Source organism: Streptosporangium brasiliense (genome assembly GCF_030811595.1).
GTDB classification, from domain to species: domain Bacteria; phylum Actinomycetota; class Actinomycetes; order Streptosporangiales; family Streptosporangiaceae; genus Streptosporangium; species Streptosporangium brasiliense.
The window spans coordinates 1,039,747-1,062,877 of sequence record NZ_JAUSRB010000001.1 but is presented as its reverse complement, the minus strand read 5'-3'; the positions used below and the strand labels follow the sequence as shown (position 1 = coordinate 1,062,877).

The 23,131-nt window shown below is 73.4% G+C and carries 21 protein-coding genes; 10 read left to right on the top strand and 11 right to left on the bottom strand.

The window, feature by feature from the left end; translation table 11 throughout:
• Nucleotides 1–50 precede the first annotated feature (50 nt).
• From lysX to J2S55_RS04670, 6 genes are read right to left on the bottom strand one after another with little or no spacing between them, the layout of a single operon-like run.
• Nucleotides 51–3,350 (bottom strand): bifunctional lysylphosphatidylglycerol synthetase/lysine--tRNA ligase LysX, encoded by a 3,300-nt coding sequence (lysX, locus tag J2S55_RS04695; RefSeq protein ID WP_306858558.1) that lies wholly within the window; start codon nt 3,348–3,350, stop codon nt 51–53.
• A gap of 38 nt (nt 3,351–3,388) precedes the next feature.
• The gene (locus J2S55_RS04690; RefSeq protein WP_306857567.1) at nt 3,389–4,825 is read right to left on the bottom strand and encodes an alpha/beta fold hydrolase; all 1,437 of its coding nucleotides are present in this window, start codon (nt 4,823–4,825) and stop codon (nt 3,389–3,391) included.
• 4 nt (nt 4,826–4,829) lie between these two features.
• A complete protein-coding gene (gene pspAB, locus J2S55_RS04685; RefSeq protein ID WP_306857565.1) occupies nt 4,830–5,396 on the bottom strand; it encodes a PspA-associated protein PspAB in 567 nt (188 codons plus the stop codon).
• Between the two features lie 3 nt (nt 5,397–5,399).
• Entirely contained in the window at nt 5,400–6,302 is a 903-nt protein-coding gene (gene htpX / locus J2S55_RS04680) for a zinc metalloprotease HtpX (protein WP_306857564.1), read from the bottom strand.
• A 9-nt stretch (nt 6,303–6,311) separates the two neighbouring features.
• A complete protein-coding gene (gene pspAA / locus J2S55_RS04675) occupies nt 6,312–6,590 on the bottom strand; it encodes a PspA-associated protein PspAA (protein ID WP_306857563.1) in 279 nt (92 codons plus the stop codon).
• Nucleotides 6,587–7,411, bottom strand: coding sequence for a PspA/IM30 family protein (locus J2S55_RS04670; RefSeq protein ID WP_306857561.1), 825 nt, complete (start codon nt 7,409–7,411; stop codon nt 6,587–6,589). The genes pspAA and J2S55_RS04670 overlap by 4 nt, the downstream gene beginning before the upstream one ends.
• Before the next feature lie 148 nt (nt 7,412–7,559).
• On the opposite strand from J2S55_RS04670, the gene J2S55_RS04665 reads away from it, so the two are divergent.
• Nucleotides 7,560–8,168, top strand: a complete 609-nt coding sequence (locus J2S55_RS04665; protein WP_306857559.1) for a DUF3043 domain-containing protein — start codon at nt 7,560–7,562, stop codon at nt 8,166–8,168.
• 64 nt (nt 8,169–8,232) lie between these two features.
• Here the strand turns inward: J2S55_RS04665 and J2S55_RS04660 are convergent, their stop codons facing one another.
• The gene (locus J2S55_RS04660; RefSeq protein ID WP_306857558.1) at nt 8,233–9,489 is read right to left on the bottom strand and encodes an SMI1/KNR4 family protein; all 1,257 of its coding nucleotides are present in this window, start codon (nt 9,487–9,489) and stop codon (nt 8,233–8,235) included.
• A 56-nt stretch (nt 9,490–9,545) separates the two neighbouring features.
• Here J2S55_RS04660 and J2S55_RS04655 point away from each other — a divergent pair, with 56 nt between their 5' ends.
• On the top strand, nt 9,546–10,544 hold the full coding sequence (locus tag J2S55_RS04655) for an aldo/keto reductase family protein (protein WP_306857556.1): 999 nt from the start codon (nt 9,546–9,548) through the stop codon (nt 10,542–10,544).
• Between the two features lie 153 nt (nt 10,545–10,697).
• Here J2S55_RS04655 and J2S55_RS04650 read toward each other — a convergent pair whose 3' ends face one another.
• Nucleotides 10,698–10,904: a hypothetical protein gene (locus tag J2S55_RS04650; protein ID WP_306857555.1), complete on the bottom strand. Its 207-nt coding sequence runs from the start codon at nt 10,902–10,904 to the stop codon at nt 10,698–10,700.
• Between the two features lie 327 nt (nt 10,905–11,231).
• Here J2S55_RS04650 and J2S55_RS04645 point away from each other — a divergent pair, with 327 nt between their 5' ends.
• Nucleotides 11,232–12,335 carry a bifunctional adenosylcobinamide kinase/adenosylcobinamide-phosphate guanylyltransferase gene (locus J2S55_RS04645; RefSeq protein ID WP_306857553.1) on the top strand — a complete coding sequence of 368 codons (1,104 nt, stop codon included), beginning with the start codon at nt 11,232–11,234 and terminating at the stop codon, nt 12,333–12,335.
• Nucleotides 12,336–12,433: 98 nt separating this feature from the next.
• Nucleotides 12,434–13,390, top strand: coding sequence for an adenosylcobinamide-GDP ribazoletransferase (locus J2S55_RS04640; protein WP_306857552.1), 957 nt, complete (start codon nt 12,434–12,436; stop codon nt 13,388–13,390).
• A gap of 41 nt (nt 13,391–13,431) precedes the next feature.
• Here the strand turns inward: J2S55_RS04640 and J2S55_RS04635 are convergent, their stop codons facing one another.
• The 3 genes from J2S55_RS04635 to J2S55_RS04625 all read right to left on the bottom strand — a co-directional run bounded on the left by J2S55_RS04635 (nt 13,432) and on the right by J2S55_RS04625 (nt 15,775).
• Nucleotides 13,432–14,355 (bottom strand): CPBP family intramembrane glutamic endopeptidase, encoded by a 924-nt coding sequence (locus tag J2S55_RS04635; RefSeq protein ID WP_306857551.1) that lies wholly within the window; start codon nt 14,353–14,355, stop codon nt 13,432–13,434.
• A 62-nt stretch (nt 14,356–14,417) separates the two neighbouring features.
• A complete protein-coding gene (locus J2S55_RS04630) occupies nt 14,418–15,398 on the bottom strand; it encodes a DUF1648 domain-containing protein (protein ID WP_306857550.1) in 981 nt (326 codons plus the stop codon).
• 41 nt (nt 15,399–15,439) lie between these two features.
• Nucleotides 15,440–15,775 carry a GntR family transcriptional regulator gene (locus tag J2S55_RS04625; RefSeq protein WP_306857549.1) on the bottom strand — a complete coding sequence of 112 codons (336 nt, stop codon included), beginning with the start codon at nt 15,773–15,775 and terminating at the stop codon, nt 15,440–15,442.
• A gap of 102 nt (nt 15,776–15,877) precedes the next feature.
• Between J2S55_RS04625 and J2S55_RS04620 the strand changes: the two genes are divergently transcribed.
• The 6 genes from J2S55_RS04620 to lipB all read left to right on the top strand — a co-directional run bounded on the left by J2S55_RS04620 (nt 15,878) and on the right by lipB (nt 23,093).
• Nucleotides 15,878–17,401, top strand: coding sequence for a leucyl aminopeptidase (locus J2S55_RS04620; RefSeq protein WP_306857548.1), 1,524 nt, complete (start codon nt 15,878–15,880; stop codon nt 17,399–17,401).
• Between the two features lie 206 nt (nt 17,402–17,607).
• On the top strand, nt 17,608–18,987 hold the full coding sequence (gene lpdA / locus J2S55_RS04615) for a dihydrolipoyl dehydrogenase (RefSeq protein ID WP_306857547.1): 1,380 nt from the start codon (nt 17,608–17,610) through the stop codon (nt 18,985–18,987).
• Nucleotides 18,988–19,025: 38 nt separating this feature from the next.
• The gene (gene sucB / locus J2S55_RS04610) at nt 19,026–20,486 is read left to right on the top strand and encodes a 2-oxoglutarate dehydrogenase, E2 component, dihydrolipoamide succinyltransferase (protein WP_306857545.1); all 1,461 of its coding nucleotides are present in this window, start codon (nt 19,026–19,028) and stop codon (nt 20,484–20,486) included.
• 228 nt (nt 20,487–20,714) lie between these two features.
• Nucleotides 20,715–21,611, top strand: a complete 897-nt coding sequence (locus J2S55_RS04605; RefSeq protein WP_306857543.1) for a TIGR01777 family oxidoreductase — start codon at nt 20,715–20,717, stop codon at nt 21,609–21,611.
• 38 nt (nt 21,612–21,649) lie between these two features.
• The gene (locus J2S55_RS04600; RefSeq protein ID WP_306857541.1) at nt 21,650–22,387 is read left to right on the top strand and encodes a Type 1 glutamine amidotransferase-like domain-containing protein; all 738 of its coding nucleotides are present in this window, start codon (nt 21,650–21,652) and stop codon (nt 22,385–22,387) included.
• A 28-nt stretch (nt 22,388–22,415) separates the two neighbouring features.
• Nucleotides 22,416–23,093: a lipoyl(octanoyl) transferase LipB gene (gene lipB, locus J2S55_RS04595; protein WP_306857539.1), complete on the top strand. Its 678-nt coding sequence runs from the start codon at nt 22,416–22,418 to the stop codon at nt 23,091–23,093.
• Nucleotides 23,094–23,131 lie beyond the last annotated feature (38 nt).

The window sequence follows — 23,131 nt, the reverse complement described above, 5'->3', positions numbered from 1 at the left end:
TAAGGACTTTTTACGGTCCATTGTGGGGGTAAATGGTCACGATCAGTGCATCAACTCCGGGGCCGGGTCAGCGGGAAGGGCAGCACCTGCCTCATCGACCCGCCGGTCAGCAGCATGAGGAGCCGGTCCACGCCGATGCCGAGGCCGCCGGTGGGCGGCATGCCGTACTCCAGCGCGCGCAGGAAGTCCTCGTCCAGCTCCATCGCCTCCGGGTCTCCGGCGGCGGCCCGCAGCGACTGCCCGGTCAGGCGGCGGCGCTGCTCCAGCGGGTCGGTCAGCTCGGAGTAGGCGGTGCCGACCTCGACGCCGAAGGCGACCAGGTCCCACCGCTCGGCCAGCCGGGCGTCCCGGCGGTGCGGCCGGGCCAGCGGGGAGACCTCCGACGGGAAGTCGGTGTAGAAGACCGGTTCGACGGTCCGCTCCTCCACCAGCCGCTCGTACAGCTCCAGGATCATCGCGCCCCACCCCCACTCCGGGTCGTACGGCACCGCCAGCCGGTCGGCCAGCTTGCGGAGCTCCTGGACGGAGGTGTCCGGGCCCACCTGTTCCCCCGCCGCCTCCGAGAGGGCCTCGTTCACGCAGGCCGTCCGCCACGGCCCGGAGATGTCGATCTCCTGCCCGTGCCTGCGGATCACCGGCACGCCGAACGCCGCGGTGGCCGCCTCCTGGACGAGCTCGCGGGTGAGCTCCAGCATCGTCCGGTAGTCGGCGTACGCCTGGTACGCCTCCAGCAGCGTGAACTCCGGGTTGTGCTTGTAGGAGACGCCCTCGTTGCGGAAGGCCCGGCCGAGTTCGAAGACCCGCTCCGCCCCTCCCGCGCACAGCCGCTTCAGGTGCAGCTCCGGCGCGATCCGCAGGTAGAGGCGCATGTCGTAGGCGTTCATGTGGGTGGTGAAGGGCCGGGCGCAGGCACCGCCGTGGACCGGCTGCAGGATCGGCGTCTCGACCTCCAGGAAGCCGCGCCGGATCAGGGCGGCGCGCAGACCGTTCAGGACGGCGCCCCGGATCCGCAGCGTCTCGCGCGCCTCGGGGTCGGCCACCAGGTCGAGGTGGCGCTGCCGGGCCCGCGCCTCGGGGCCGGCCTGGCCGCGGTGCCGGCCAGGCGGCGGGCGCAGGCACTTGGCGGTCATCGTCCACCCGTCGGCGAGCACCGACAGCTCCCCGGTCCTGCTCGTGACGACCTCGCCGGTGCAGGCGACGTGGTCGCCCAGGTCCACGGCGCGGCGCCAGCGGTCCAGGCCGGCGGCTCGGGTGATCATGAGTTGGAGGGTGCCGCTCCAGTCGGCGACCGTGGCGAACAGCAGCCCGCCGTGGTCGCGGACCAGCGTCACCCGTCCGGCCACCGCGGCCCGCTCCCCGGTCCGCGTGTCGGCCGCCAGGCCGGGGTGGGCCCGGCGCAGCTCGGCGGCGGTGTGGGTGCGCGGGTGGCCCACCGGGTACGGCTCGCCGCCCTCGGCCCGGAGCCGCTCCAGCTTGGCCAGGCGGACCCTGACCTGCTCCGGTACGGCGGGGCCCCGCCGGCGGCCGCCGCCCGTCCCCGGCGCGCGGGCCGCGGGGGGCGCCGCCGGCTCCTCCGCCGCCGGGCGGGCGGGATGCTCCCCGCGCCGCAGCAGCGTGGGCAGGCTGGGCCCGTGCCCCAGGAAGCCTTCGGCGATCGCCGAGGCCAGACCCACCTTGGGCAGGTCGCGGCCGTCCTCGTAGGCGAGGTAGCGCGGCACCCAGTCGGGGCGGTACTTCACGTTCGACCGGTACAGCGACTCCAGCTGCCACCACCGGGAGAAGAACAGCAGCATCCCCCGCCAGGCCCGCAGCACCGGACCGGCGCCGATCCGCGCCCCCTCCTCGAAGGCGGCGCGGAAGACCGCGAAGTTCAGCGAGATGTGCTCCACCCCGATCTCGGGCGCCTGCCTGACCAGGCCGGAGACCATGAACTCCATCAGGCCGTTGTCGGCCTCGCGGTCGCGGCGCATGAGGTCCAGGGACAGACCGTGCTCGCCCCAGGGCACGAAGGACAGCAGCGCGGCGTGGCCGCCGTCCGGCCCGAGGGCCTCCACCAGCACGCACCTGCCGTCCGCCGGGTCCCCCAGGCGGCCCAGCGCCATGGAGAAGCCGCGTTCCGCCTCGGTGTCCCGCCACGCCTCGGCCCGGTCGATGATCCGGCGCATCTCCTCGGGGCTCAGCTCCTCGTGCCGGCGGACGCGCAGCGTGTATCCGGCCCGCTCGACCCGGTTGACCGCCTGCCGCACCCCGCGCATCTCCCGGCCGTCCAGGGTGAAGCCGGCCACCTCGATCACGGCCTCGTCGCCGAGCTGGAGCACCCGCAGCCCGGCCCGGTTGTAGGCCCTGGCGCCCTCCTCGCTGGCGCCGATGGCCGCGGGGGTCCAGCCGTACTCCCCGGCCTGCTCCATCCACGTCCTGATGGCCGGCTCCCACGCCTCCACGTCCCCGATCGGATCGCCTCCGGCCAGGCTGACCCCGGCGACCACACGGTAGGAGACGGCCGCCTTGCCGCTCGGCGAGAAGATGGCGGTCCGGTCCCGGCGGGTGGCGAAGTATCCCAGCGAGTCCCGCTCTCCCCTGGCGGCCAGCAGGGCGCGCACCGCGGCCTCCTCGGCCGGGGGCAGCTCGGCGCTGGCCTTCTGGGAGCGGAACAGCACCAGGAACGCCGACAGGATCGCGACGGCGGTCAGCAGGCCCACGACGAAGCCGACCCAGGCGGGCGGGTGCCCGACCCGGTCGAGGTCGAGGGTGACCGCGCCGCCCAGCGCCTTCTCCAGCGCCCAGGCGAACCGGCCCGGCGCCGCCAGCGTGCCAGGGAAGAGGGTGACCAGCAGGTAGGCGACGCCGAAGGAGACGGCGAACAGGACGGCGAGGGTGAGCAGCGCCTTGCGGAAGGCGCCGCGCTGCACCTTGGCGTAGAACTCGTGGCGCGCGAGGACCAGCACGGCCAGCAGGCCGGTGACGAAGACCAGGTTGACCGTGCCCGTGATCAGCAGCCAGGCGGACCTGAACCCCCGGACGGCGCCGTCCCCGAAGAGGTGGACCAGTGGCAGCAGGAGCACGTCGAGCGCGATGTTCGACGACAGCAGCACCACCAGCAGCCAGTACGCCGCGCGCTTGTGCCGGGCGACGGCCCCGGCGAGGATCGCCAGGAACACCGCGTAGCCGAGGTTCGCCTCGACCGAGAAGATGCTGGTGCTGATCACTTCGGTGGCCGGCCGCAGCAGCCTCCGCAGCGGCCCGATGAGTGCGATGAGCGCCGAGTAGGCCGCCAGCACCGCGAAGAACACGCCCAGCGCCCCGGGCACCGCCGCCGTCCAGCGCCGGTCCTCCAGCCGAGATGCCATCATCACCCCCGAGATGATCGCTACTCAAATCGTATACCCGGCTACGTATCGTGAAATCTGCCGAGCATCCGGACTGCTTCGGCGATCGCCTCGGGGCGTTCGAGCTGCACCTCGTGCCCGGTCCCGGGCAGCAGGATCAGCTTGGCGTCGAGGAGGCCGGCCAGCTCCTGGTGGCAGCGGTCCTCCGGGCCGGCGCTGAGGATGACGACGGGGACCTCCGGGAAGGGATGGCTCCGGCGCAGTTCGCCGAGCTCGGCGGCCATGTCCGGGTAGGCCAGCCACTCGGCCGCCACGGCGGCCAGGACCCGGCCCCGGCCGTACACCGCCCGGGCGCGCCTGTCCGCCCCCATGACGAGGCGGTGTGCGGCGGGCAGCACCAGGCAGGCGGCGGCGGTCGCGCCGAACGTGCCGCCGAGGGCGGGCAGCGCGCGCTGCACGGCGCGCACGGCGGCCGCGCGCGCCCCGCCCCGGGGCCTGGGCGCGGGCTCGCAGCTGGGGTCGACCAGCACCAGCCCCGCCACCCGCCCGGGATGGAGCCGGGCGAACGCCTCCGCGTGCGGGCCCGCCGCCGAGTGCCCGACCACCACCGGGCACTCGGCGAGCGCGCCGATCCGCTCCGCCTCCTCGCGGAGCGTGGGCGGGCCGCGGTGGCCGGAGCTGAGCCCCAGGCCCGGCCGGTCGAACCGGATCACCATGTGGTCGCGGCTCAGGTCGGCGGCGACCCCGTCCCAGTGGAACCACGCCCCCGCCATTCCCGCGCAGATCAGCACCGGCGGCGTCCCGGCCCCCTCCAGCAGGACATGCGACTTCGGCGGGGCCGGCGCCGTCCGGTCCCGCCACAGCGCGGCCCCCAGCAGCAGCAGCCAGAGCCCGGTGACCGCGACCTGGAGACGCTGCGCGACCCCCACCGGGGCGCCGGAGGCGATGGCCGCCAGGGTCCACACCGTGGCCACGGCCATGAGCACGGCCAGCGCCGCCCCGCCGTACCCGACAAGCGGCCACCTGCGCCGCCGCAGCGCGCTCACCGGCAGCGCCATGAGGCTGAGCACCGCTCCGGCCGAGGCCAGCGCACTGGTCACCGTGTGGATCCGGTGGGCCGCCGAGACCCGTCCGGCCGCCTCGGCCGCCGCGCACAAGGGGTCGCTCAGCGCGGCGCAGTCCAGCGGGAACAGGCCGCCGTCCAGGACCGTCATCGCGCCCAGCAGCGCGAGGGCGAGCCAGCCGATCGCCCCCAGCCGGCCGGGGCGCTCGTCGGGGACCAGGGCCACCGCGGTCAGGCACGCGATCCCGGCGGCCACGTCGGCCGCCCGGACCAGCCACGACCACGGCTGGTCGACCGCCGCCAGCTCGCTGACGTACGCGCCCGTCCCGCCGATCGCGGTGTTGAGGAACTGCGCCGGCACCCAGGCGCTGTAACACAGGCCCGCGACGGCGAACGCGCAGGCCGCGATCCGGGTCAGCCTCCACCGGGCGCGCATCGCTCTACAGTCCGGGAGCGCCCCAGAGGGGGAACCAGCGGCCGAGGTCGGGCTCGATCGGGAGCTCCCCCTCCAGCGCGGCGCGCGTCTGGAGCTCCAGCGCGTTGTCCCTGTGCCCGGACAGCGGCGCGAACGGGTAGAAGGAGCCCCTCTTGTAGAGGTAGACCAGGGCGAGCTTGCGCGCGTCCTCGTCGGCGAAGACGACCAGGGAGCAGAGCAGGGAGGGGCCGAAGCCCGCCCCCTCAAGGGAGGAGTTGACCCCGTGCAGGTCGGTGACCAGCTCGCCGAGCTGCTCGGGTGAGCGGCGCACCAGCAGCCAGTCGTAGCCGTAGGTGTCCTTGGACTGCTCCACCGGCGGGGCGCCCCCGGTGGCGAGCAGCCGGGTGACGTCGCGCTCCAGCTCGCTGAAGGCCCCGCCCTCGGCCGGGCGGAAGCAGACCGACCCGGTCCCGGTCGGTGTCAGTCCGGTCGCGGCCTGCAGGGTCACCGCCGCCGACGGCAGCGCGAACAGCGCGTCCAGGTCCGGCTCGGCGGGTTCGGTACGGCCCAGCAGCGCATCCCACCACTTCACCGCTCACACTCCCTGTCCGAGCTGGGCGGAGATCCTGGCGAGCTGTTCCAGGCGCCGTTCCAGCGGCGGGTGGGTCGCCAGCAGCGTGGCCGGTCCGGACCGGCCCGCCAGCGCGGGGGCGAAGAAGAAGGCGTTGAACGGCTCGGCCTCGCGCAGGTCCCTGGTCGGGATGCGGGACATCTCCCCGCTGATCTTGACCAGCGCGCCGGCCAGGACCGAGGGACGCTGGGTGAGCAGCGCGCCGGCGCGGTCGGCGGCCAGCTCGCGGTAGCGCGACAGGGCGCGGGTGAGCAGGAAGCTGACCGCGTACACCAGGACCGAGACCAGCATGACGATCAGGCCGATCGGCAGGCCGCCCCGGTCGTCGCGGCTGCGCCCCAGGCCGCTGTAGAGGGCGAACCTGGTCATGAGCCCGGCGACGATGCCGAGGAAGGAGGCGATGGTCATCACGGCGACGTCGCGGTGGGCGACGTGGGACATCTCGTGGGCGAGGACGCCCTCGACCTCGGCCCGGTCGAGGCGGCGCAGCAGTCCGGTGGTCACGCACACCACGGAGTGCTTCTGGTTGCGGCCGGTGGCGAACGCGTTCGGGACATCCGAATCGGCGATCGCCACCCGAGGCTTGGGCATGTCGGCCATGGCGCAGAGCCGGTCGACCAGGCCGTGCAGCTCCGGTGCCTGCTCCGGGGTGACCTCACGTCCGTGCATCGCGAACAGCGCGATGCGGTCGGACATGAAGTATTGGACCAGCAGAGTGCCGCCCGCGATGAGCAGCACCACCACCGTCTGGACGCCCAGCGCGATCAGCACGCTCACGAACAGGACATACAGCAGTCCGAGCAGGAACATGGTCAGGACCATGCGACTGGTCAGGCCCCGGTCCGGGGCGAACCGGGTGTGTGCCATATGCCCAAACTATCCGGGAATCAGCCCCTCATCGCCGAGCATCTCCCGCACTTCTTCCATGGAAGCGTCGGCCGGAGGCAAAATCAGCTCCGAGGACTCCAGGCTGTCGTCCGGGAGCGCCCTGCCGACGTGGCGGACCTTGTCCAGCAGGTCGTGCAGGCAGGCCCGGAAGGCCTCCTCGTCACCGGCCTCGATCGCCGCCTCCAGCTCACCGTCCAGGGCGTTGAGGACGTCGAGGTCACTGGGGTCGATCTCGGTCTGGCCCTCGCCCATGATGCGAACGATCACAGCCCCTCCCCCGGCTGGCGGTACTGCTGGGTCTGGGGGGACTGCTGCGGCTGCTGGTGCTGCTGCGGCTGCTGGTGCTGCTGGGGCGGTCCGGACTCGATCGCGCTCTTGGGCGCGGGGCCCTGCCCGAGCTCGGCCTTCATCCGGGCGATCTCCAGCTCCACGTCGTGGCCGCCGCCCATGCGGTCCAGCTCGGCCTGGATGTCGTCGCCGCGCTGCCCGCTGAAGTCGTCGAGGGCGCCGCTGGCCAGCAGCTCGTCGATGGCGCCCGCGCGGGCCTGCATCGAGGCGGTCTTGTCCTCGGCCCGCTGGATCGCCAGGCCGACGTCGCCCATCTCCTCGGAGATGCCGGAGAACGCCTCGTTGATCCGCGTCTGCGCCTCGGCCGCGGTGTAGGTCGCCTTGATCGTCTCCTTGCGGGTGCGGAAGGAGTCGACCTTGGCCTGCAACCGGTGCGAGGCGGTGGTGAGCTTCTCCTCCTCGGCCTGCAGGTTGTCGTGCTGCACGCGGAGGTCGGCGATCTGGGTCTGCAGGCTCGAGCGGCGGGTCAGCGCCTCGCGGGCGAGGTCCTCGCGGCCGACCCCGAGCGCCTTGCGGCCCTGCTCCTCAAGCTTGCGCGACTGGGCCTCGATCTGGTTGATCTGCAGCTCCACCCGCTTGCGCGAGGTGGCGACGTCGGCCACTCCCCGGCGCACCTTCTGCAACAACTCCAACTGACGCTGGTAGGAGTAGTCCAGGGTTTCGCGTGGATCCTCCATCTTGTCCAAGGCATTGTTCGCCTTGGACCGGAAGATCATGGAAAGTCTCTTCATCACGCTCATGCGCGTCGGCCCGTCCCCTTCTTCAAATGCGCTTCGGGTCTCCCCAGTGATTCCGGCCCCCCGTGAAAAGCGCCGGAGTCACTTAGGGTTCACCCTACGCATAACGCACGAGGGCGTCACTAAGTTGCAGTCCCGGTAGGCTGACGATGTGTTCCGACGTACCCAGACCACCGCGGACGACTCCCCCGTCTCCGCTAACGATCCTAAGCCTGCGGGCAAGGGGCGTCCCACACCCAAGCGCCGGGACGCCGAAGGCCGTCGCCGCCAGCCGGTGAACGCCCCCCAGAACCGCAAAGAGGCCTACAAGCAGCTCCGCGAGCGCCAGGCCAACGAGCGCGTCAAGGCGCGCGAGGGCATGATGCGCGGCGACGAGCGCTACTTCCCGGCCCGCGACCGGGGCCCGGCCCGGAAGTTCGCCCGCGACTGGGTGGACTCCCGCCGGATCGTCAGCCAGTACTTCCTGCCGTTCTCGCTGCTGATCCTGCTGCTCACCTGGGTCCCCTTCCCCCCCGCCAGCCGCCAGTACATCTACGCCGCCGTCATCACGATCGGCTGGCCGATCATGATGGTCGGCGTGCTGTTCACCTCGGTCTGGGTGTCCTGGAAGGTCAAGAAGCTGGTGGCCGAGAAGTTCCCCGGCGAGAACGTCAAGGGGGTCGGCTTCTACGCCGCCATGCGCGCGCTGCAGATCCGCAAGCTGCGCTTCCCGCCGCCCGCCTTCCTGCCCGGCGGCAAGCCCGTCCCGCCGAAGAAGTAGGCCCCCGCTCCCGCCGGAGCGCCGCGCCCCGCGCCCCGTCCCCTCCCCTGGGGGCGGGGCGCCGTCAGTCCACGACCTCCCAGTCGAGCGCCCCGTCGACCGCCCGGGGCCTCCAGTAGCCGACGGAGCCGCCGGTCTCCAGCGCCTCGGCGGCCGCCTTCAGCAGGGCGTAGTGCGAGCGGACCGCGATCCCGCCCGGGGCGAAGTCCAGCTGATCCTCGCTGTCGGTCTCCCCCACGTCGCGCCTCATCGAGTCGATCACGAGGTACCCGCCGTTCCCGTCGGCGCCGATGGGGATCATCCGCCCGTCCCACCACTCCACGCGCGGGTCGGGGCCCCTGTCCTGGCCGTCGAGCTCGCACAGCTCCCGCCAGGTGTCGCGGATCTCGCGGACGCCGAGGAGCCCGTTGGCCAGGAGTCCGAACCCGCCCGCGGCGCCGGCCCCGTTGTGCCTCAGCAGGGAGGCTCGCAGGTCGTTGGGGAAGCGCAGGCCCATCTGGGCCTCCGCGACCGCGATCGTCCGGGCCCTGGCCGGCGGCGCGAGCGTGCGGTGGGTCACGGGGGCGTTGGCCTTCAGCCATCTCTCGATCCGCGCCCACTGTCTGTTCACCGCCCGGGTGACCCGTGGGCTGAGCGGCCGCACCCGCGCCTGCCGGACCGCCGGCCGGCAGTCCGCGTCGGGGACCACCCGGTACGGCTCCGCCGGGGAGCCGACGTCCGGGGCCGGGGTGGCGTCCGGGGAGGACGCGTCCACCTGCGACCAGTCCTCGGACACGCCCCCGTCGCCGTCCTCCGGGCAGAGCTCGACGGCGCGGGTGCCCGGCGCCGTGGTGGGCGGCGCCCAGCCCGGGTAGCAGGAGCCGGCCACGGGATCGGAGGGGTCCTCGAACCGGACCTCCCCGGTGGCCTCCGTGGCCGTCGTCCCCTTGGAGAAGGTCGCGTTCTCCAGTGCCTGGGAGGCGAAGACCAGCAGGCAGAGCGCGGCCGCGGCGGCGCCCCAGCGGACCAGGCGGCGGCGGGTGGCGTGGTCCAGAGGTTCGCGCGCCGGAGGCGCCGCGGCGAGGAAGCGGGGTATGTAGGCCCTGGTGGCGTAACGGTCCAGGTCGCGGGCGGTGGGGGTGCCCAGGATCGGGGCCGGGGGCCACTGCGCTGCGGGGGCCGGGCCGGGCTCGGGCCGGGGGACGGCCGCGGGCTCGGCGCGGAGGGCGGCGCCGGAGGCGGCCGGGCGGCGGCGCAGGCGCAGGACCGCCACGACGATCGCCGCGGCCACGGCGGCCACGAGTGCCAGCCGTACCCATCTAGAAGTGATCAACCGCAACACGCCGGGCAGAGTATCCCGAATCGGTCGTCCGTATGACACCTACTAGGGTCGGAGCCATGGAATTCCGCCACCTTGGCCGTAGCGGCCTCATGGTCAGTGAGATCAGCTACGGCAACTGGATCACTCATGGTTCCCAGGTCGAGGAGGACGCCGCCAGGGAATGCGTGCGGGCGGCGCTCGACGAGGGGATCACCACTTTCGACACCGCCGACGTGTACGCGGGCACCAAGGCGGAGGAGGTGCTCGGCCGCGCGCTGAAGGGGGTGCGCCGCGAGTCCCTGGAGATCTTCACCAAGGTCTACTGGCCCACCGGCAAGGGCCCCAACGACCGTGGTCTCTCCCGCAAGCACGTCACCGAGTCCATCCACGGCTCGCTGCGCCGCCTGCAGACCGACTACGTCGACCTCTACCAGGCCCACCGCTTCGACAACGAGACCCCGCTCGAGGAGACCCTCAAGACCTTCGACGACCTCGTACGGCAGGGCAAGGTCCTCTACGTCGGCGTCAGCGAGTGGACCGCCGACCAGATCTCCCGGGCCCTGAAGATCGCCGACGAGATGGGCTTCGACCGCCTGGTCTCCAACCAGCCCCAGTACTCGATGCTGTGGCGGGTCATCGAGGCCGAGGTCGTGCCGCTGTCGGAGAAGGAGGGCCTCAGCCAGATCGTCTGGTCCCCGATCGCCCAGGGCGTGCTCACCGGCAAATACCTGCCGGGCCAGCCGCCGCCCGCCGGCTCCCGGGCCACCGACCCGTCCGGCGGCGGCTTCATCTCCGGGCTCATGGGCGACGACGTCCTCACCCGCGTCCAGGACCTGAAGCCGATCGCCGCGGACCTGGGGCTCAGCATGGCCCAGCTCGCCGTGGCGTGGGTGCTGCAGAACCCGAACGTGGCCTCGGCCATCATCGGGGCGACCAAGCCGGAGCAGGTCCGCGACAACGTCAAGGCGTCCGGTGTGAAGCTGGACGACGAGGTGCTGAAGAAGATCGACGATGTCCTCGGCCCGGTCGTCGAGCGCGACCCGGCCAAGACCGTCAGCCCCCAGAAGCGCCCGTAGTCACCGCGACGACGCTCGTCGTCACCGTGACGGCGCTCGTCGTCACCGCGACGGCGCTCGTCGTCACCGTGGCGGCGCTTGCCTGTAGTCACCGCGACAGACGGAAACCCCCCGGCGCTCCATTGCGGAATGGAGCGCCGGGGGGTTTCTCATTCACTCGGCGCGCAACGACATTTTCTCGTATTCAATCCGGTCGTCCTCAAACAGAGTGACCTTTTCGACCCCGGATTCCAGCAGCTCACGCCAGCTCTCACCAAGCCATGACTCCGCATCCGCCTGACTCGGGAACGTTTCGGACGGTGCGACCCCCTCGGTCACCACGCCGCCGTCCGCGTTTTCGTAACGCCAGTGCCAAGCCATGTCACACGCTCCTCTTCGCGGGCTTTTCCCGGTGCCGCCGCCAGCTCAGCGAACCCTACATCGGCCACCCCCGCGGCCGTGGCGCGCGGACCGTCGCGCCCGGCCTCCGGACGGCGCCCGGCCCCTCGGAAGACGGCCCCGCCCGCCAGGGAACCGACCCGCGTCACTCCCCCGGCCACCGGGAAACCCGTGGCCGGTCGTGGGGCCCGCCCGCCGGGGACCCCGTACCCCCGGAAGGGACGGATCCCGCACCCGCCGGGGAAGCCGTGGCCGGTCGAGGGGCCCGGAGCCGTCGGGGGACGGATCCCGCGCCCGTACGCTGAGGCGGTGAAGGTCCTGATCTCCGGCACGGCGGCGGCCGGTGGCTGGCCCGTCCCGGGCTGCGGGTGCGCCTCCTGCGCGCGCCTGACCCCCGGTCATCGCCGTCCCACCGAAGTCGCCCTCGCCGGTCCCGTACTGCTCCCGCCCACCGGCCCGCTCCCGCCCGGCCACCGGGTCTCCACCGGCCCGGACGGCCTCACCCTGACCACCCCCGGCGGGCACCGGATCCTCTACGCCGCCCCGCTCCCCGGCCCTCCCCCGGACCGGTCCGGGACGCCGGACGAACACGGCGAGCACAGCGAACACAGCGAGCACGGCGAGCCGCGGCGCCCGGCGCGCGCGGACGGCGAGCCCGCCTGCGATCTGGTGCTGATCGACGTGCTGGAGCGGCCGGAACGGCTGGGGGACCTGCGCCGCCGGGGCGTGATCGGCGGGCGGACCCAGGTCGTGGCCGTGGACGTCGACCACCGGGTGCCGACGGAGGCGGAGCTGGCCCGGCGGGCCGAGCTGTGGGGGGTGCGGGCCGTCCCCGACGGGACGGTCCTCGACCTCGGCGGACCCGTCCCCCACCGGCCGCCCCGGCCGCGACGGACCCTGCTCCTGGGCGGGACGCGCTCGGGGAAGTCGGCCGAGGCCGAGCTCCGGCTGGCCGGCGAGCCCGAGGTCCTCTACGTCGCGACCGGGCCGTCCGGCGGAGACGACGCCGAATGGGCCCGCCGGGTCCGGGCGCACCGGGACCGCCGGCCGGCCCACTGGAGCACGGCCGAGACCACCGACCTGGCCGGGCTGCTGCGGACCGCCGAGGTCCCGATGCTGATCGACGGGCTCGGCACCTGGGTCGCCGCGGTCTTCGACGAGTGCGGCGCCTGGTCGGGCGGGGACGGCCGGGACGCGGTCACTGCCCGATGCGACGAGCTGGTCGACGCCTGGCGGCAGGCCCGCGTCCAGGTCGTGGCGGTCTCCGACGAAGTCGGGCTCGGCGTGGTGCCCGCCACCTCCAGCGGCCGGATGTTCCGCGACGCGCTCGGCCGCCTGAACCAGCGGCTGGCCCTCGAATCCGAGGACGTCGCCCTGGTGGTGGCCGGCCGCCTCCTCCCCCTGCCCGTCTGACCGCACCTCTGACCGATCCCCCGCCAGACCGACCGGTCCGGAGGTTCCGGCCGGATGGGCCGCGGCCCGGGGGATCCCCCGGGCTACGATCGTCGACCGTGTCTGGAACTCCGCCTCCGGAGAGGCCGTCCACGTTCGCCGACGGGGTCCGCCTCGCGATCGGCACGTTGAGCGTGTTCCCGGTCCGGCCGGGGGTGGTCGACCGCAGGGCCGGGGGGATCGCGATGACGCTCGCCCCGCTCGTGGGGGTGCTGCTCGGTGCCGCCGGCGGGGCCGTGCTCGTCGCGGCGCTGTGGCTGGGGATCACCCCGCTGCCGGCGTCGGTGCTGGCCGTGGCGGCCGTGGCGCTGCTCACCCGGGGGCTGCACCTGGACGGGCTGGCCGACCTGGCCGACGGGCTGGGCAGCGGCAGGCCGGCCGAGCAGGCGCTGGACATCATGAAGCGGTCCGACATCGGCCCGTTCGGCGTCGTGACGCTGGTGCTCACCATGCTGGTCCAGGTGGCGGCGCTGTCGGAGGTCGCCGCCACGGGGGCGGGCCCGGTCGCGCTGGTCACGGCCTGCGTGGCGGGGAGGCTGGCGCTCACCTGGGCCTGCCGGGCGGGTGTGCCCTCCGCCCGGCCGGGCGGGCTCGGCGCGATGGTCGCGGGCACCGTACGGCGGGGCCCCGCGCTGGCCGTGACGGCGCTCATGCTCGCCGCGCTGGCGGCCCTGACGTTCCTGCCGTCCGCCGGCGCCTTCGGACCGCCTCTCCCGGCCCCGGTGCCCGACGGCGCGCTCTCCTACGAGAGCGGGACATGCAGCGCCTACGAGACCACCGGAGGAATCATGGCGCCGTCCGGGCTCTCCGGCTGGACGGCCGCCGGCCCCTGTCCTCCGGTCTTGTCGCCTTCCTGGGGACCCGCTCTGGCCGTCCTCGCCGGGCTGGTGGCCGCCTGGGCCCTGCGGCGCAGGGCCGTGCGGCGGCTGGGCGGGATCACCGGGGACGTGCTCGGCGCGCTCGTCGAGACCGCCGTCGCCACCGCTCTCGTCGTGTGCGCGGTGGTCGTGGGCTGACCCGGCCCCGGCCCACGACCTGGGCGGGCGCCCGACCGGCCTCAGACGGCGGCCGGGGCGGGCCGCCCGACCGGCCAGCGGGTGAACAGCACGGCGGCGATCACGGCCAGCAGCGCCGATCCGACCAGCCCGGTGATCCCGGCGACGGCGAGGTCGGGCGGGTCGGCCGCGTCGCCGACGAGCAGGATGAGGCTCGCCGACGCGTTGAGCGCGCCGTGGCCGACGACTGCGGGCCAGATGCTCCCGGAGCGGAGGCGGAGCCAGCCGAGCACGGCTCCGTAGACCACGCAGAAGATGACGAACATGGGCGCCGCCCACGCGCCGAGCTCGGGATAGTTGTAGCCGCGCAGGGTGAGCGGGGCGTGCCAGGCGCCCCAGATCACCCCGGAGGCCAGCAGCGCGCGCCAGGTGCCCAGCGGCATCAGCCGCGGCAGCAGCCAGCCGCGCCACCCCCACTCCTCGCCGAACGCGGCGACCGAGTTGATCAGCGGGGCGACCAGGAACGCCGACGCGATCTGCACGACGGCCAGCGTCTCGGGGGCCACCCGGGGTGCGCGGCCCCCGCCGGCCTCGGCCATGCCCTGGCGGAACAGGCTGAACCCGTCGAGGTCCACGGCGAGCAGCCCGGCGGCGGCGCTGAGCGCGATCGCCGCGACGACCAGCAGCGGGGTGCCGAGCCAGGCCAGCGCGGTGAGCGCGAGCGTGCGGCCCCGGCGCTCGCCCAGCGTCAGCCCCGTCCGCCCGGCCCATTCGCGCCAGGTGGTCCCGGGCTCCGCGCGCCGCCGGCCGTACAGCCAGACGGCCAGGACGCCGAGCGCCGGTGTGAACATCATCGCGACGCCCACCACCATGACCAGGGGAGAGGCGAGGGACGCGCCGGTCAGCCAGATGGGGAGGGCCGACAGCCAGGACAGGCCGTACGCGGTGAGCAGGAACAGCCAGAGGCCGGTCGGACGGCGGGGCATGACACCACCTTCGGGGGAGATCTCCGCGGACGGGCGCGGATCGGACGTGGGCAGGGCCCGGGTCAGCGGGCGGCCTGCAGGACGAGGGTGTTGAGGAGGGCGGCACCGCGCTCGGCGTCGTCGACCGAGACGGCGAGCTGGCCGCCGGAGGCGTAGCGCACGACGAGGCAGTCTCCGCCCCGGAGCATGACCGTCGCGGCGCCGGGCAGGCCCCGGACGCCCCAGCCGCCCACCTCACGGGGGAAGCGCTCCTCCGCCCAGGCCCGGTCGAGCCTGGCGAGCGGGACGTGCCTGCGGGGCAGGCGCAGCGGGCCGTAGGAGACCTGGAGACCGTCCTCGGCGACCCGCACCCGCACCGAGCTGAGCGCCACGGCGAGGAGACCCGCGACGACCATGACCACGAGGAGGGGCCACGGGCCGGTCTCCCCGCCGAAGGCCGCGGCCACCAGCAGGCCCGCCCCGGCGGCGGTGAGGGAGGCCCCGATGGCCAGCAGCCAGCCGTTGCGGGCGGAGGAGACCCAGACCGCGCGCTGGCCGGGGCGCAGCTCCAGCAGGTCGGCGTCGGTGCAGCCGCGGAGGGAGACCTCGTCGGGACCCGGGCGGGCGGCGAGCGCGCCCAGCCAGCCGCCCAGAGCCAGTCCCGCGAGGACCAGCAGCGCGGCGAGGGACAGGCCGCCCGCCCGCCGCCAGTCGGGCGCGTCGAGGTTGGCCGACACGGTGGCGAGCTGGAGCGCCAGGCAGGCCAGGCCGCCTCCGCCCAGCACCGCCCCGAACCCCATCCGGCCCGCGCGGCGGCGCAGCGCCCGGGGCTTGAGAGCGGCGGCGACGCATACGCCACACCCGACCAGCAGCCACGTCACCACCACGGCGGCCAGCGCGGCGGTGAGCGGCGCCGACCCGTCGGGGGCGCCCGAGGGGCCCCAGTGGACGGCCATCGGGTCGGGGAGCCGGCCGCGCAGCGCCAGGGCCACCGCGGCCAGCGCGGCGGCCACCAGCACCACCCAGCCGGCGGCCGTCCAGACGAACCTGCTTCGCAGACCCATGCCGTCGTCTCCTTCTTCCAGCGGCCGGGCGCCCGGCCCGGTCACGAGATCTCCCTGATCAGATCGATGACGTCGTCGCTCCGGTAGCCGTACTGGCCCGCCTCGGCGAGCAGCGACCGGAGCTTGCCCTCCAGCACGCTGCGGGGATCGGGGCGGCTGAGCACGCTCACGCCGCGCCCGCGGCGGAACTCCAGCAGCCCCTCGTCACGCAGGTCGCGCAGGGCGCGCAGCACGGTGTTGGCGTTGATGCCCAGCGCCTCGGCCAGGTCACGGGCCGGCGGGAGCCGGTCTCCGGGCGCGTAGGAGCCCTCCGCGACGGCACGCCGGATCGCCTCGGCCACCTGTCCGTGCAGGGGCCGGGGGTCGTTCAGATCCAAGGTGAGCAGCATAGTGATAGCGACATTAGCACCATCAGTCCGGATGATGCTAATCGCAATGGCACCATCCGGCCCGGTGATTCGTAGGACGAACCCTCGTTTATGCGTACTGCGCAAGCCCGACTAGCATCGGGCGACGTGACCACTGTGCGGCTGAACTCAACTGACAACGCTGTCTCGTTTGATACCGATGCCCTGGTCGTCGGCGTCCATACCGGTCCGGACGGCCCGCGGCCCGCTCCGGGGGCCGAGAAGGTGGACGAGGCGCTCGGCGGCAGGCTCGCCGCGACACTCGTCTCGATGGGCGTCAAGGGCAGGCCGGGCGAGATCGCCAAGCTTCCGACCTTCGGCGCGCTGGCCGCCCCGCTCCTGACCGTCGTCGGCCTCGGTGACGCTCCCGAGGGCGACTACGACGCCGAGGCCCTGCGCCGCGCCGCCGGCGCCGCCACCCGTGCCCTCGCGGGGACCTCCCGCGTCGCGCTCGCGCTGCCGGCCGCCGACGCGGAGCGGGCCGGGGCCGTCGCCCTGGGCGGCCTGCTCGGCACCTACTCCTTCACCACCTACCGGACCACCGGCGAGCAGACCGCCCCGGTGGCCGAGCTGACCGTGCTGAGCGGCGCCGGCGGCGCCCAGGCCGCGGTCGAGCGCGCCGCCACCGTGGCCGGATCGGTCTCCCTGGTCCGCGACCTGGTCAACACCCCGCCCTCGGACCTGTGGCCGGCCCGCTTCGCCGAGATCGCCGAGCAGACCGGCTCGGAGGCCGGACTCTCGGTGGAGATCCTGGACGACAAGGCCCTCAAGGAGGAGGGCTACGGCGGCATCGTCGCCGTCGGCCAGGGCTCGGTCAACCCGCCCCGCCTGGTCCGCCTCGCCTACAGCCACCCGGAGGCCGCCAAGACGGTCGCGTTCGTCGGCAAGGGCATCACGTTCGACTCGGGCGGCCTGTCGCTCAAGCCCTCGGCCTCGATGGACTGGATGAAGTCCGACATGAGCGGCGCGGGCGCGGTCTTCGGCGCGCTCGTCGCGATCGCCAAGCTGGGGCTGAAGGTCAACGCCGTCGGCTACCTGTGCCTGGCCGAGAACATGCCGAGCGGCAGCGCCCAGCGCCCCTCCGACGTCTTCACCAGCTACGCGGGCAAGACCGTGGAGGTCCTCGACACCGACGCCGAGGGCCGCCTGGTCCTGATCGACGGCATCGCCCGCGCCGGGCAGGACAGCCCCGACCTGATCGTGGACGTCGCCACGCTCACCGGGGCGCAGATCATCGCGCTCGGCTGGCGTACGGCCGGCGTCATGTCCAACGACGACGAGCTCCGCGAGGAGATCGTCCGGACCGCCGCCGAGCAGGGCGAGGCCGCATGGGGCATGCCCCTGCCGGAGGAGCTCCGGAAGGGGCTCGACTCCCCCGTCGCCGACATCGCCAACCTGCACCCCGAGCGCTTCGGCGGGATGCTGACGGCGGCCATCTTCCTGCGGGAATTCGTGCCGGACGGAGTCCGTTGGGCACACATCGACATGGCGGGCCCGGCCTTCAACAAGGGCGAGCCCCACGGCTACACGCCGAAGGGCGGCACCGGGGCGATCACCCGGACCCTCGTCGGCCTCGCCGAGCGCTACGCGGGCTAGCGGCGCCGCGCAAGCGGGTCACAGCCGACGTAGACAAATGAAAAGATGCGGTTGTCGGGGCCAGGCCAAGAGCGAGGCCCCGGCGATGCGGCGAGCCGTGCCCGAGGGGGAGGCGTGGACGCGGATCAGTTTCCGCCGAACCAGCCAGGGCACGGAGCGGGCGCGACCGTGAAGACGGTAATCGAATCCGAACAAGGAGCTTTCCTGTGGCTGATGGCAGCGGCCCCTACGACATCGTCGTCCTGGGTGGCGGTAGCGGTGGGTATGCCTGTGCCCTGCGGGCGGCCGAGCTGGGCAAGACGGTCGCGCTGATCGAGAAGGACAAGATCGGCGGCACATGCCTGCACCGGGGATGCATCCCCACCAAGACCCTTCTGCACTCGGCGGAAGTGGCCGACGAGACCCGGGAGAGCGCGGCGTTCGGCGTCAAGGCCCGCTTCGAGGGCATCGACATGGACGGCGTCCACGCGTTCAAGGACAAGATCGTCACCCGCGCCTGGAAGGGCGTCCAGGGCCTGCTCAAGAGCAAGGGCATCACGATCATCGAGGGTGAGGGCCGCCTCGCCGGCCCGAACCGGGTCGCCGTCGGCTCCGAGGTCTACGAGGGCCGCAACATCGTGCTGGCGACGGGCTCGGCCCCCCGGTCGCTGCCCGGCCTGGACATCGACGGCGAGCGGGTCATCACCAGCGAGCACGCGCTCAAGCTCGACCGGGTGCCCACCTCGGTGATCGTCCTGGGCGGCGGCGTCATCGGCGTGGAGTTCGCCAGCGTGTGGCGTTCCTTCGGCGCCGAGGTGACGATCGTCGAGGCCCTGCCGCACCTGCTCCCGCTGGAGGAGGAGTCCAGCTCCAAGCTGCTGGAGCGCGCCTTCCGCCGCCGCGGCATCAAGCAGGAGCTGGGCGTCTTCTTCGAGGGCGTCAAGACCACCGACACGGGCGTGGTCGTCACGCTCGCCAACGGCAAGACCCTCGACGCCGAGCTGCTGCTCGTCGCCGTCGGCCGCGGCGCCGTCTCCTCGGGCATGGGCTTCGAGGAGGCGGGCATCGCGGTCGAGCGCGGCACCGTCACCGTCAACGAGTTCTGCCAGACCAGCGTGCCGGGCGTGTACGCGGTCGGTGACCTGATCCCGACCCTGCAGCTCGCCCACGCGGGCTTCGCCGAGGGCATCCTGGTGGCCGAGCACATCGCCGGGCTCAACCCGGTGCCGATCGACTACGACGGCGTGCCGCGGATCACCTACTCCGACCCCGAGGTCGCCTCGGTCGGCATCACCTCGGCCCAGGCCCGCGAGCGTGGCCACGAGGTCGTCGAGTTCACCTACGACCTCGCCGGCAACCCCAAGAGCCAGATCCTGCAGACGCAGGGCGCGGTCAAGGTCGTCGCCGAGAAGGACGGCCCCGTGCTCGGTGTGCACATGGTCGGCCGCCGTATCGGCGAGCTCGTGACCGAGAGCCAGCTGATCTACAACTGGGAGGCGCTGCCCTCCGAGGTCGCTCAGCTCATCCACGCGCACCCGACCCAGTCCGAGGCCGTCGGCGAGGCCATGCTGGCCCTGGCCGGCAAGCCGCTGCACGTCCACAACTAACCACGAGCCCTCACTCGGAACACGAGAGAAGACACCCAATGCCGAAGTCCGTACAGATGCCCCAGCTCGGCGAGAGCGTCACCGAGGGCACCGTCACCCGTTGGCTGAAGAAGGAGGGCGAGCGCGTCGAGGCCGACGAGCCGCTCCTCGAAGTCTCCACCGACAAGGTCGACACCGAGATCCCGTCGCCGACGGCGGGCATCCTCACCAAGATCGTCGTGGCCGAGGACGAGACCGTCGAGGTCGGCGCCGAGCTGGCCGTCATCGACGAGAACGGCTCCGCGGGCGCCGCCCCGGCCCAGGAGGCCGCCCCCGCTCCGGCCGCCGCTCCGGAGCCCGAGCCCGCCCCGGCCCAGCCGATCTCCTCGATCCCGCAGCCCGCCCCGCAGGCGGCCGCTCCGGCTCCGCAGGCCCCGGCCCCCGCCCCGGCCCCGGCCCCGCAGGCCCCGGCCCCGCAGGCCGCCGCTCCCGCCCCGGCCCCGGCACCGGCTCCCCAGGCGGCCGCTCCGGCCCCGCAGGCCGCTCCCGCCTCCGGTGACAGCCCGTACGTCACCCCGTTGGTCCGCAAGCTCGCCGGCGAGCACAACGTCGACCTCGACACGCTGAACGGCACCGGCGTCGGCGGCCGCATCCGCAAGCAGGACGTGCTCGAGGCCGCCCGCAACCAGCGCGAGCAGGCCGCCGCCCAGGCTCCGGCCCCGCAGGCCGCCGCCCCGGCCGCCGCCCCGCAGGCCGCCGCCCCGGCCCCCGAGCCGGTCGCGGTGGACACCACGCTGCGTGGCCGTACCGAGAAGATGTCGCGCCTGCGTCAGACCATCGCCAAGCGCATGGTCGAGTCGCTGCAGGTCTCGGCCCAGCTCACCACCGTGGTCGAGGTCGACGTCACCAAGATCGCGAAGCTCCGTGACCGCGCGAAGGCCGAGTTCCAGCGGCGCGAGGGCGTCAAGCTCTCGTTCATGCCGTTCTTCGCCCTGGCCACGATCGAGGCGCTCAAGCAGCACCCCAAGCTGAACGCCACGATCAACAGCGAGACCAACGAGGTCACCTACTTCGACGCCGAGCACCTGGCCTTCGCGACCGACACCGAGCGCGGCCTGATCGTCCCGGTGATCAAGGACGCGGGCGACCTCAACATCGCCGGCCTCGCCCGTAAGATCGCCGACCTGGCCGAGCGCACCCGCACCAACAAGGTGAGCCCGGACGAGCTCGGCGGCGGCACGTTCACGCTGACCAACACCGGCAGCCGTGGCGCGCTGTTCGACACGCCGATCCTCAACCAGCCGCAGGTCGGCATGCTGGGCACCGGCGCGGTCGTCAAGCGCCCGGTCGTCCTGGACACCGCCGAGGGCGAGGTCATCGCCGTCCGCTCGATGGTCTACCTCGCGCTCAGCTACGACCACCGCCTGGTCGACGGCGCCGACGCCGCCCGCTTCCTGACGACGATCAAGCGCCGTCTCGAGGAGGGCCGCTTCGAGAACCAGCTGGGTCTCAACGCCTAGTCCCCGTTCTCGTCCCACCGGGCCGGTCCGCATCCGCGGGCCGGCCCGGTCCTTTTCCGGCCGTGCCCTCTCCCGGCCACGACCTCTCCGGCCACGGCTTGTCCGGCCGTGACTTGTCCAGGCCACGACTTGCCCGGTCCGGTCTTCGCCCGCCGGGTCCGTACCCGGTGAGTCCGCCGGCCGCCTGGCTCCCGAAGATCCCAGGGGAGGTCGACTAGATTGGACGATATGACGATCATCGTGACCGGGTCCTCGGGCCTGCTGGGATCGGCTCTGGTCAGGGCTCTGCGGGCCGACGGCGTCCGGGTGGTCCGTCTGGTGCGGCGGGCGCCGCAGGGCGCCGACGAGTCGTTCTGGAACCCGGCGAAGGGGCTCATAGACCCGGCGGCCCTGGAGGGCGCGGAGGCCGTGGTCCACCTCGCCGGGGCGGGGATCGGCGACCGGCGCTGGAGCGACGACGTCAAGCGCGAGGTGGTCCGCAGCCGGGTCGAGGGGACCAGGACGCTGGTGACGGCGCTGGGCGGGCTGGCGGCCGGGCCGCCGACGCTGCTGTCCGGCTCGGCGATCGGCTTCTACGGCGACACCGGGGACCGCGAGGTGGACGAGACGGCGCCGCCGGGCAGCGGGTTCCTCGCCCAGGAGGTCGTGGTCCCGTGGGAGGCCGAGACGGCGCCCGCCCGGGAGGCCGGCGTCCGGGTGGCGCTGCTCCGCACCGGACTGGTGCTGAGCGGCGACGGCGGCATGCTGGCCAGGATCCTGCCGATCTTCAAGCTGGGGCTGGGGGCACCCCTGGGGTCGGGGGGACAGTACTGGTCGTGGATCTCGATCGACGACTGGGTCGGTGCCGTGCGGCACGTCCTGAAGGATCCGGAGATCTCGGGCCCGGTGAACCTGACCGCGCCGGAGCCGGTCACCAACGCGGAGTTCACCAGGGCTCTCGGGGAGGCCGTGCACCGGCCCACCATGCCGCTGGCCGTACCCGGCTTCCTGCTGCGCGCGGCCCTCGGGGAGTTCGCCGGGGAGGGGGTGCTGACGGGACAGCGGGTGATCCCCCGGCGCCTGCTGGAGGCGGGCCATGCGTTCCGGCATACGGGTCTCAACGAGGCACTCGCCGCCGTAATCTAGGGTCCCTGTTTCCGCTGAAGCCATTGGAGAGATCACATATGGGCAGGTCCGGGCAGTCCCACATCCTCGCCATCGGGGGCGGCTCGTTCCGCCCGTCCGCGCGCCACGGATTCATCGAGGCCAGCGCGCTGCTGCGATACGCCCTTGACCTGACCGGCCAGGACCGGCCCAAGCTGGGCCTGCTCGCCACCGCCCTGGGCGACGACTCCGACTGGCTGCTGAAGATGTACGGCGCCTTCCGCGACTGGGACGTCGAGGTCAGCCACCTGACCGTGTTCCCGATGCCCAACGTCGAGGACCCGCGCGAGTGGATCCTGAACCAGGACGTCATCTACGTCAGCGGCGGCAGCGTGGCCAACCTGGCGGCGCTGTGGCGGCTGCACGGCCTGGACGAGGCGTTCGAGGAGGCATGGCGGTCGGGCGTGGTGCTGTCCGGGCAGAGCGCGGGGGCGCTGTGCTGGCACGTGGGCGGCAACACCGACTCCTTCGGGCCGACGCTCCGGACGTGGGCCGACGGTCTCGGCCTGCTCCCCCACTCGTGCGGCGTCCACTACAACTCCGACCCGCAGCGCCGCAGGCTGCTGCACGAGGCGGTGGCCTCGGGCGAGCTGCCCGGCGGCTACGCCGCCGACGAGGGCGTCGCCCTGCACTACGTGGGCACCGAGTTCATCCAGGCCGTCAGCGTGGATCCGGAGGGCTACGCCTACCGGGTGGAGCACGACGGGGCCAACGGGGTCAAGGAGTTCCGCATCGAGCCTCGGCTTCTCACGTCATGACCAAGGGCGGGTCAACTACTCTTGATGCGTGAGTGACCTGGCGATCGTCCGTCTCGGCGTTGACTTCCCCTACGAGCAGGCATGGGATCTCCAGCGGCGGATCCATGCCCGCCGGGTGGCCGGTGAGGTCCCCGACACCTGCCTGCTGCTCGAACACGCGCCGGTCTACACGGCCGGCAAGCGCACCGCCCCGAGCGAACGGCCCGCGGACGGCACCCCGGTCATCGACGTGGACCGGGGTGGCCGGATCACCTGGCACGGTCCCGGGCAGCTGGTGGGCTATCCGATCGTCAGGCTCGGCGAGCCGCTGGACGTGATCTCCTATGTCCGGCTGCTGGAGGAGACGCTCATCCATGTCTGCGCCGACTTCGGGGTGCAGGCCGGCCGGGTGGAGGGGCGCAGCGGCGTCTGGGTGGCCGGTGACCCCTCGCACGGCCTGCCCGACCGGAAGGTCGGCGCGATCGGCATCAGGGTCGCCGGGGGCGTCACGATGCACGGATTCTCGCTCAACTGCTCCAACGACCCGAGCTGGTACAACCGGATCGTCCCGTGCGGGATCAGCGACGCCGGGGTCTCCTCGCTGTCGGCCGAGACCGGCCGCCGGATCGTGGTCGACGAGGTCATGCCCTACGCCGAGAAGCACCTGGCCGAGGCGCTCGGCGCGCGGGCCTTCGAGCTGCCGGAGGAGGAGCTCTTCCGGCGCTGAGCCCCGCGCGGCGACCGGCCGGGGGCACGCCCTGCGGT